We start from the raw sequence: 8,479 nt of genomic DNA on the forward strand, positions 1-8,479 counted from the left end.
TTGAGGTCTTTGGCCAGTTCTTCAGCCATAGCTTGTAGTTTTTTATTATCCATTGTGTAGCTCATTATTTTACCCTTTGTGTAGGTTATAGATAATCAGCAGTTACACAATTATTTTTACATCCTCTTATTTACCAGCTTACATTACGCCGATCAACTGCTATCAAGGCATTGCTTTTAAGCACTTTAAACACAATCCCAAGTTCATATTCCCCTGATTATACCCACAGTATATTTGATTGAGTAATTAATCTGAATTGCTAACCATTGTTGCCGTACATTTGTGTTGCGGTAATCCCCCGAAAAAATTGCCTAAACAGCCAGTGCGGCAGCGAACAGATTCTAGTCCCACTGCCCTTAATCTCCCCAGAAAGTGCGACATAAATCTGTTCATGCTCTCACCTTATTGCTAAGTTCTAAGATTAACCATGGATTATTCATAGTAAATGCTGGCTTCACATGACTGACTAATAATCGAAAGAGGAGGATTATTTATTTAAATATCCAACCAGCTTAGTTCGGTCAGAGCTTCCTCCACAGTCTTAAATTCCCAGCCATCAAAACTAGGCTTCTGCTCTGCTGTATAGATGCCTTTTTTGTGCTTAGGCCAAGCTAACTCTAATTCGAAAACTATTTCTGCATAGGGGTCTTGTAATTCAAAACCGACATCAGGTGTACCAATAGCAAACTCTGAGCACTTCAAATACAACTCTTTATGTTTATCACAATAGAAAAAATCATCGTCAATAATGTCATCTTCGCCATCTGAGAAGATGGATGGTGGTCTTAATTCAATGCTGTCGTTGGTAATATTGAGCGCTATACTCTCTTCGGCAACTTGCTTCCAATTTGAGTCAAAACAATAAATATCAATTTGAGCAGCAGGGTTTATTAGCTTATATAGATAGGGTTTACTCACTAAGTTTTCGACAACGATTAACCAGTAATTATCACCATAGTCTTGGCATTTACGCATTTGAGTGCTTGAGAGAGTGAAACCCATCAGGTTCCAATTCCCGAGCATCCCCTTTACTTCAACTAAAAAAGTCTCTCCAGTTTTGGGATCTGTTGCATAAATATCGAAACCTGGATTATTTCCACCTAGGTGCTCCACATCTAAGCCCTCTTGCTGCAAGTATTGAGCGACTATGGCCTCCGCTTTATCACCTATTTTCTTTGCACGCTGCTTCTTAGCAGGTTCATTATCATCATTTGACTGATGGTCACTATTTTCTACATAACTGACCATTCGATAGTTGGGTGACCGAGAGGGTGTATCATTATTGTCTTCGCCCACACAACTCCCATCACCAGTAGACGAACCTGAGCCGTTGGAGCGATCAGTACCTGTACTTGAACTATTAGAACTGCCAGCTCCAGAGCCATTGGAACGACCTGTTCCTGTACCAGAACCATTCGAACTACCCGCTCTTTTACCAGAGCCTGCACCATTAGAACTACCTACTCCTGTCCCAGAACCAGCACTATGAGCGCTACCTGCACCGACACTAGAACCTGAGCCATTAGCGCGACCCGTCCCTGTACTTGGGCTTGCACCATTGGAGCTACCTTTATCAGTTGCGGTACCCTCTTCATTAGCTTCTGTATCACTCATAGACGATAAGTCGCTTTCTACTTCAGGGCGCTTTAGCGATTTGATTATCCTAATTTCTTCTTTAGTTAAAACATTCTCCCAATGCTTTTTCTCAATACGCTTATTAAAACGTCGAGCACTATTCACGTTCAAAAGTGGGCGGATATGATCTTGCTCTTCAATAAAGGCTTTAGTGACAATTAGCTTACTTATCTCTTCTGCTAAGTCATCAACTAAATCTTCGATATCTTTACCCTCAGTGTTATAAACTAAAATCCCCTTTTCATCATCGAATAATACTTCAACTGAATCATGTGCTAAACGGCCATTAAGTTCATACTTCACAGGAATATCCGAAGAAGTGCAAAATTCATTTACAGTTAAAAGGTCAAAGATTTCTGGTTTTTTAAACCAATCTTCAGCCACCGTTCCTGACTTTGAAATAAATTGCTTGTAGTAATATGCAAGTAAGAGGCGACTGTGATTCGTTAATATTGGATTACTTGGGGGGATCAGGTTTTCAGTATCTAGCTCAACTTCACGGTAAACTTCTTCACTTACCCCCTTTAAGCGCAGTGCATCATGCAGGGGCATAAAGTCAGAATGGGTTTTACCTCGGGTTCGCCAGAAGAACTCAGCTTTATCATTAAATAGCAGTGCAACTCTCTTATCGTCTCTGATATAGCAGCTAAATCGGCTCACCCATCGGTAGCTTTGTGAAAAGCAAAGTGCCTTATCTACAAACTCATCAAACCATGGTTCAAGGTTATTACTTCCTCTCATTTTTATATAGGAAATTAGCCGTTCATAAATCGCAGCCAACTTATTTCTCACATGTCTGCCTTTGTCTTTATCTTTGACTGGTAAAGTCTGAAGAAGTAGCCAGGCATCGGCAAAACTTTTAGGGACAGGATGCTGAGACACATTGATGGTATTTAGCCAAAATGACATTCTATAATCAGGGTAAACATCAGATAACCAATGGAACAGGTCTCCTAGCACCTCTTTTTGTGACTTCCAAATAGCTTTATTGGATTTACACCAGTTACGCTCACCAGAGGGGCAATAAATGAGTGATTCAGATGCAAACAGCGTTTCAAGGTCTGAACCGGTATCAGCTAGCCGATCATATAGTTTCATAACATCATCAATACTTACTTTTTCGTTATGAAAAGACCAGCTTCTTAGAACCTTTAACACTGTTTCCGTGTTGACTTCAGATGCAACGCCTAACCTCTCAGCTAAGGACATTGGCAGCGAGAAGTCACTATCTAAGAAGCTCACTGCATCACCATACAGCTCGCGACTTCCTTGGCTCGCAACAAACGTCTCCTCAGGACGCTTTAATCCATTTTGTGTTGGTAGCCATTTGGTCTGCTTTAACCAGCGAAGAAGTTCACTTTCAACCACCTTTCGGTAATTTGTTCGATAGAAATACCTAATAAACACAGATCCCAGTAATTTACCTTCCACTTCGGCAAGCCAATAAAAAAAAGCCTTACGCAATTCTTCATTTAGAAATACATTAGGAGTATGACAAATTGCAGGCAATTTGTAGCATTCTGCACTTATCACGCCCGTAGAATCTATTTGGTCAATCTTGTTGCACAAATATGATTCATAGCTTTCGGTGAAGTAGCTTTCAGTTAACTGGATAGCGCCATGACGATATTGCTTTGTTACTTTTACAATCTCTGGCAGTGGGGTTGAAGATATCCCAATAGTTGAGTAGAAACCGTCTTTATCTAGCTTTTCGAACTTTTCGAACAGCTCTAAATAGTCATTCGATAATATTAGAAAATGGTTTTGCTCATCTTTATTAAAAACAGCTTGCCAGATAAAAGAGCGTTCATCATCTTCAGGGGTGACTAACTGCCTCTTCCCTTTTAGCTCAAAGTCTCCAGCTTGATTTTTAAATGGCAGGTTTTCATTTAGTAAGCTCTTGGCATAATCATTTATACTGAACCAGTGCTGAGCGACAAAACTGTTCAATTTCCAAAGTGATTCGGGCTCAATGTCTTGCCAGTGCTCCTCACAAAATGGCAATGCGACCTTCTCTAAATACTCACCCTGACTTAAGGTTTCAATGTCAAAATACTCTTTTACAAAACTCAGCGTACCCGCTTCTTTTTGTAATAATTTCTGAAAAGATGCCGAAATTAGGCCGTGGTTAGTTTTATGCTCAGGAGTCGTTAATATCGGGTATTCTATATGGGTATTCGATGATAAAAATAACAGCTGTTCATGGCAGGAAAGAACCCCTTGGTTAGTAACAAATAGTGGGGCTATACGTAAGAGTTCTAGCCCATCTTCATTCACTTTCCAATGAAATTTATCATCTCGCCTAGAGAGCCAACGTAGTAAAGAAACAAACCAAGATTCAGGTAAATCCGTCAACGCCACTTGAGCAGCATTTAGGTAACTTAAGATCTCTTCTGCATCTAGGTGGCAATCACGCCATTGTTTTAATAGCTTCTTGTATGGGTGAGTGTCTACTGCTATTACCCTATCAGGAAGCTTTGCTTCATCACTTTTTAATTCAGCAAGTAAATTAGTGACCTCTTTATCCGCAAAACAAATATCACTTGGTAAATTTTTAAGACCTGATAATGAGGGGATAAAGGCTGTTTGCTTAAGTACTTCGATGATTTTTTCAAAGATAGGAAGCAAAAAATCTTCATTGCAATTGTCTAGATGCGGGATCTGAGAAAAATAATCGACATTATCGTTTTCAAGAAGCAGCTCCGCTAGAGTATCAGCAGCAAAAATTGCGACTTCATCACGTATCCAATGATTCCATTTTTTATCAACTAAAACCGACTCTCGACTAGCTGGTAGTAGAAAGTCGGCATTGACTAGGAATGGAAGCCCGGTATTAAGCTCTGTTGGCAGATAAGCATACAACTTATGATTCGTTTTTTGCTCTGGCTTTAGACCTTTTCTAAAAGCAATGCAGAGATCACGCTTAACCACTCCTTCACGCTTAGCTTCAATTAACGTAGAAGGGACATCAACCGACTTTCTTGAAACTAAATAGTCAGCAGATACTGAGCTATTACCTTGTTGATTAACTAATGTGGTGACTTTGCCATCCACTTGTTTTGAATAGCGGCGCAGTTTGCCATCAACCTTAACGGTTAGTTCATTAAGCTTATTCAAAAAAAGCAGTATCGAAGCATCAAGATTATTCAGCTCATGCCTGATTTTTTGCTGGATATCTCGCTCACTATCGGCGCGAAGTGGTAATAGAATACAGGTGGTGTAAGTCGATAATCTCTCCTGCACTATCGCTGGAGTATTATCTACCCAATAGGGAATAATATAACCAAGCCCAGCAACATCATCCTTGTCTTTAAACAAAAAGTGATAGCCGTTTGAAAAGATATGCGGGCTAGGTGATACGCTGAAGACCGACTTAAAACCAATTCCTTTTTCACCGATATAGCCAGCATCTTTACAGCCGGCTTTCGTCGATTTTCCAATAGATGAAATCGCTTTAATATTTTTGATATTAAAGCCGGTCTCATTATTGAAAATGGCTAAACAGCCATTAGTCCCTTCGGTACCTGTTGGGTCCTCTTCCAATAACTCAAAGTGCAACTTGGGGGTAACCCCATCTGCATAGTGGTTATCTTCCGCATTTTGAATAAGCTCAAACACAAAGTGCACATCTTTAGAGTACAGCTGCTCCGAAATGATATTAACGCTATTGTGCAAATCTGATTTGGCATCCTCTTGAAGCAAGCTTCTGCCAGTTGACTCCTCAAGCTGATATTTATCCTTCCTAAATGCTAGCAACTCTGCCTTTTGTGACATAATCAACATTTCATCCTTATAATTACGGTTAGTTAGTCACTTGGCTATACATCTACTTAATCAAGCTAACTATAAAACATCTAATTTTCATAATCTTACCATCATTTTATTTTAATTGCATTGACTGTAACATTTGTAGAAATACAGTCAGATAACTTATCGTAAGACTCATTCACATTACCAAGCAACTCGAAAATGATATATGCATTGAAGGCTTTACTTATTCCAATGCCTTTTTACGGTGGCAATTCCCAAGCCTAATGCTTCTGCTACTTTAGATTGAGACAAGCCCTCTGCTTTCTTTGCTTGAACTGAAAGAGTTGTGGCATGGGCTTGAGGCCTACCCAGCTTCTTTCCTTGAGCTGCTACGGGCTGGCCAACTATCGCTAACGATGATCTGATGTACTGTAAGCAGCTTTTCAATCGCGGCATAAAACTGGATCTGCTTGGCGCAAATCCAGCGAGTGCATTTTAGGTTACTGATGCTGGTGGCCGCATGGTTAAGCCTTTATAACGAATTTAATCCTGACGATAAATTTAACCGCCAAGTCACTCGCTTGATACGGATTATCTATAAGGAATTAGACGTTACTAGTGGTCTTATCGCAACAGTCTGGCTGGAAGTTGAAAATACAGAAAGCGCGACAACTGGATAACGATATCTAGCTAAACAAGCCTCTTAACGAATAACGGTTATGCCATATTAGGCATACCGTTATTCGATGGCCAGACTTAATATTTAGAGGCATTAATGCTAATTGATTTTCTAAAAGGATTTCTGTTCTAGGTATCACCGAGGAGAGATAGAAGAAAAAAGAAGGTCGACTTATCCGTTTTTACGGTCTCAATGAAGTAGGGCTTGCAGCAGTACCGCACAAAGTACAGGCAGGCATGTATCACGTATCTGCGTGGGTGAAGAGATGGAATGCTCACATTGCTTTCCTCATGGCGTAGACACCAAAAACAGTTACCTGATTAAACTGCAACACAACTGGAAAAGTACCGCAAAACTCAGTACCGTTAGCTTGGTATAAGTAAGCTGAGTAACACTTTTAAACAGCACTCGCTTGAGTGCTGGAGCCGAGTTTCAAACTGGCTTGAATCAGATGACAAGATAGCCCCCAGACTCGCAGAACAAGCTGCAGCTATCGAAGCAATCAACCTATCGCTACAGTTATGAGGCTCGTAGCTAAATGATAGAGTGAAAGAAGCCCTGCATATAGAGCTTCTTAACTGGCAATACGCAAAGCATCAGTGATAATCTGCTAAAACTAATATTCTGGGTCACTAAATAACACTGATTTCAAGCTTCATGCCTAATTTGGCTATTTGTCTAGATAGTGGCGATGGAGCTAACTCTGCATTTAAGTAAGCTTACTCCAGCCAGATCAAGGTTATTTGGCAAACCAACGGGTTTCTGCAATATTCTTATTACGATAATTGGCCCCTTTTTCTTCTGCACTCAAACGGCCAAACTCTTTCAAATATAAATCTAGATACTGTAAAGCCTCACATTCCAACTCTGTATCTATGGGGATTGGCAAAAGGTCACCATCAACTTCACTTATGTCCAGCCCATAAGATTCGAATGCTTCACACTCGCTTTCACTACAATGCTCTAGTAGCTTATGTTCGAACACTCTAGCGGTTAACCAAAACTTAATATTACCTAAAGAAAACTCCTGGACGTTGGTTGATAATTCACCATCCTTCTTGTCGTTTGCTCGGTCCATAGAGTGAACAGTCATGACAAGTGCAACACTGAATTTATTTTTACCTATCATGATTTCAGGTGAATCGACTTCACAACGATGATCCGAATCAGTAAAATTATAAAGCTTATCTTTTCTTATACTTTCTGGGCCCTCAATTTTTTTCCAACCATATGACTCGTTTTTCAACCAAGGGTGAGTATGGAATGAGCCTATATAGCTAAAACCATCTCCAAAAGCAGAAGCTATATCTTTTTTGATTTCAAGAGAAGATGGATTAAGACAAACGCTTCCCCTTGTCCTTTCTGCTGACGTTTCAACAGACACATGCTCAATATTGCACTTAAAAGGTAATCGTTTATTAACAGAGCCCCACAGAGAAGCAGCTGTTTCAATTGCAACCACATCTTGCCCATCATGCTTTATCGCATATGCCTCAACAGCAGCCATCACAGTTTCAAACAGTACACTTTTACTTACTTTAACCACAGCAGTCATAAACTTCATCCTTGGCAATGAGTGCTTTTAAGCACCTTATTAATATATTCAGCTGAATTACAGCCAATTATTACTGTTTTAAAATCAGTAATAAACTATCACACATACCCCAACCGGCGGTACTTATCTATTTGAGCATCGGCCCAGTCATCGCGGTTAACTTTGAGATAGACTTTCAAATACGCCAAAGCCTTTTCTGGTTGCCTGACTTGCTCATATGCCAAAGCTAAGCGTCTTAATATATGGGCTCTACGGGGAAACTGTTTATTAAGACTCACTAGCAGTTCTATGGCTTCATCATATCGGGATTGCAAACCACATATAGAAGCCTTTTTTAGTAACATCTCAGGCTTATTAAGCTCTCCACGAGATTCAATATCTTCAATCAATTTATTAGCATTCAGCACATCTTTTGCTTTTAGATAACAATCTAAAGCTAACTCTCTAAACTCAAGCCCCAATTCAACGTCCAAAGTTAAGCAATCTCTGTGTTGTTTTATTGACCCAACACATTCGAAGTAACGCCCACCACGATATAACGCTCTCAGTTGGGCTAAAAGTGCATGATAATCTTTACTTGAATCAAACTCAGCCTTAGCAACTTGCGCGGCCTCTACATACTTCTCATCTTCAATTAGCGACAAAGCACGCGATGACCAATCATCTTGTCCAACACCTGGCATAGATGTCGCCACACGCGGCTCGAAGTTAAGCTGGGCAATTCGAGTAATATTAATATAACCAAGACATCCATTCTTATTCTAAGGAAGATGGCCAATGCCGACTACTGCCTGAAAAACTTAATGATGTATCAATCCGCCCTCTTACTACGCCAAACAACACTCAAATATTCTATCATA

At 40.1% G+C, this 8,479-nt stretch carries 4 protein-coding genes; 1 reads left to right on the forward strand and 3 read right to left on the reverse strand.

Features of this window, described 5'->3' with window-relative positions:
- Positions 1-495 precede the first annotated feature (495 nt).
- Positions 496-5,409: a DUF3883 domain-containing protein gene (locus HRU42_RS19510; protein ID WP_295033584.1), complete on the reverse strand. Its 4,914-nt coding sequence runs from the start codon at positions 5,407-5,409 to the stop codon at positions 496-498.
- Between the two features lie 446 nt (positions 5,410-5,855).
- On the opposite strand from HRU42_RS19510, the gene HRU42_RS19515 reads away from it, so the two are divergent.
- Positions 5,856-6,065 (forward strand): hypothetical protein, encoded by a 210-nt coding sequence (locus HRU42_RS19515; protein WP_295033586.1) that lies wholly within the window; start codon positions 5,856-5,858, stop codon positions 6,063-6,065.
- A 738-nt stretch (positions 6,066-6,803) separates the two neighbouring features.
- Here HRU42_RS19515 and HRU42_RS19520 read toward each other — a convergent pair.
- Both HRU42_RS19520 and HRU42_RS19525 read right to left on the reverse strand, forming a co-directional pair.
- On the reverse strand, positions 6,804-7,619 hold the full coding sequence (locus HRU42_RS19520; protein WP_295033588.1) for a hypothetical protein: 816 nt from the start codon (positions 7,617-7,619) through the stop codon (positions 6,804-6,806).
- A gap of 98 nt (positions 7,620-7,717) precedes the next feature.
- Positions 7,718-8,302 (reverse strand): lipopolysaccharide assembly protein LapB, encoded by a 585-nt coding sequence (locus tag HRU42_RS19525; RefSeq protein ID WP_295033589.1) that lies wholly within the window; start codon positions 8,300-8,302, stop codon positions 7,718-7,720.
- Between the last annotated feature and the right edge of the window lie 177 nt (positions 8,303-8,479).

This window comes from Shewanella sp., from assembly GCF_013214165.1.
In the GTDB taxonomy this organism is placed as follows: domain Bacteria; phylum Pseudomonadota; class Gammaproteobacteria; order Enterobacterales; family Shewanellaceae; genus Shewanella.

Coding starts and splice junctions, on each gene's coding strand:
- HRU42_RS19525 (WP_295033589.1), bottom strand. CDS start 8,302: ATGCCAGGTGTTGGACAAGATGATTGGTCATCGCGTGCTTTGTCGCTA.
- HRU42_RS19510 (WP_295033584.1), bottom strand. CDS start 5,409: ATGTCACAAAAGGCAGAGTTGCTAGCATTTAGGAAGGATAAATATCAG.
- HRU42_RS19520 (WP_295033588.1), bottom strand. CDS start 7,619: ATGACTGCTGTGGTTAAAGTAAGTAAAAGTGTACTGTTTGAAACTGTG.